The organism is Candidatus Symbiopectobacterium sp. (assembly GCF_020054415.1).
Classification (GTDB): Bacteria; Pseudomonadota; Gammaproteobacteria; order Enterobacterales; family Enterobacteriaceae; genus Symbiopectobacterium.
Genome location: NZ_JAHWCO010000421.1, coordinates 1 through 1,837, shown reverse-complemented (window position 1 = coordinate 1,837; position 1,837 = coordinate 1). Strand labels below are relative to the sequence as shown.

The following is a 1,837-nucleotide window of genomic DNA, read 5'->3' as shown; positions in this document are numbered from 1 at the left end:
GCGCTGCTTGAGGGCCTTGTTATAAGAGGGCCAGTTGGTGATTTTAAAATTTTGTTTTGCCATGGAGACCTGATTTTGAAACAACTGTGGTGATCTGCTCCGATGATTACCCAAAAGTTCTATTTATTCAACAAAGCCGATGCTCTGGCGCAATTTCAGCAGCATGTCAGTTGCACCTTTGCTGTAATCATCGGCCTTGGTGCTGTTCGGATCTTTACCCTGATAATTCAGCACGGTCGCGAAAATCTCTTCTGGCGCATCCGCACCCAGCGTGGCTTTGACTTTATCGATGTTAAAGCCAATACCTGTGGTGGTCCACAGGTAGGGAATCGCATATTTGTTGTCAGGATCGTGCTGAGAAATCAGCTTCATCAGCTCAGGATCGAGTTTTTTGTAGTTAGGCAGTTTGCTTTTATCCAGCGGCTGGAAAACACCAGCGGCAAGCTGGCGCTCAATAAAGCTGGCAGAAGGTACCACCAAATCAAAACCGGTGCTGCCCGCCATCAGTTTGCCTTCCAACACTTCGTTGGAGTCAAACACGTCATAAACGACTTTGATGCCTGTTTCTTTCTGGAAATTGCTCAGGGTGTCCGGCGCAATGTAATCTGACCAGTTATACACATGCAGCGTTTTTTCTTCCGCAGATGCGGTGACGGACGCTGCCATCATCAAGCCGGCAACAGCACCCGAGAGCCATGTTTTACGTTGGGTGAACATCCATTCCTTCCTCCATACTAGGGGTGAATCATGGAATAAAATCCGTATCAGGACGATACCGGACACATACCTGAATTTATCGCGCCGACAGGCGGGGATGTTGAATGGCTATGCACTAAAAATAATCATAGTACACACAGAGATAAATGCATTGTCATCGCCTGACGGTCACAGGAAGTTAGCATAACCGCCTCGTGTTCGCTGTGCTATATGTGCAACGTAAAAAACGGCTTTTATCGATTAATTATGCAGGAGTTGGCGCGGTGAACGGGAAGTATTAACTCTGTGCGGTGGAATATATCGAAAAAAAGATTTTTAGCAGAATAAACCAAAGGCGACAGGGGAAATAAGAAAAAATGATTGCTGCCCGCAGGCAGCAACAGAATCAATGCAGACTGTGTGACAGAGTGCGCGCAGGAGAGGTCTCTTCTTCTTCACCGAGAAACAGCATATTGTTAGCACAGGCTTCCAGAATAACCATGGAGATCTGCTCTTCTGACTGCTGCATAAAGTGGCGGAACTGCTCAATGACCACGCCTGCCGCCACGTCGAGCGTCTGACAAACGATAAGCTTTGGCAGATTATCGTCTTGCACATCAAGAAAGGCTTTCACCGTCAAGGAGCTGGCGTTGATTTGGCTCAGGTTGCCCGCCAGCGAAATCAAGGCGCTGGGCTTCACCTCGGCCAGCGCAGAAAATAAAACAACACCTTCCACCAGATCGACCTTGGCATCGAAAATACCATCGAAATTCTGCATATGGGGCAAATGCAACGCCTGACAGGAGTCACATTCAAAATAGAGAATATTGAGTTGATCCAACCACCGCCGCAGCAGATTCAGATCCGGAACGATGAGTGAATCCATCATAATTTGCCTCATTTGCGCCTGTAACGTAAAAACCTTACTAGCTTACGTAAAATTTGCGTACGATACCAATAGAAAAGCGGGATTGCCTATGATGCTGGCGACATTCAATCGCGCGGTCGTGTATTCAATATGTTGATTGCAGTGTGAAATGTCCGGTTTTGGATGTGGAATACAGTGGCTAAAGTTGATGTAAGATGCCCGTTTTGTGAACAGACATCTCCTGTGAAAAAACACGGTTATGGCAAAAGTGGC

1 protein-coding gene and 2 pseudogenes are annotated in these 1,837 nt (G+C 47.0%); 1 reads left to right on the top strand and 2 read right to left on the bottom strand.

Going from position 1 to position 1,837, the window contains the following annotated elements; genetic code table 11:
• Positions 1-132: 132 nt before the first annotated feature.
• Positions 133-717 (bottom strand): annotated as a pseudogene (locus tag QZ506_RS12405) (extracellular solute-binding protein); the annotation flags it as partial.
• Between the two features lie 385 nt (positions 718-1,102).
• Positions 1,103-1,582, bottom strand: coding sequence for a YbjN domain-containing protein (locus tag QZ506_RS12400; RefSeq protein WP_291971418.1), 480 nt, complete (start codon positions 1,580-1,582; stop codon positions 1,103-1,105).
• Positions 1,583-1,759: 177 nt separating this feature from the next.
• On the opposite strand from QZ506_RS12400, the pseudogene QZ506_RS12395 reads away from it, so the two are divergent.
• A pseudogene (locus QZ506_RS12395) lies at positions 1,760-1,837 on the top strand (IS1 family transposase); the annotation flags it as partial.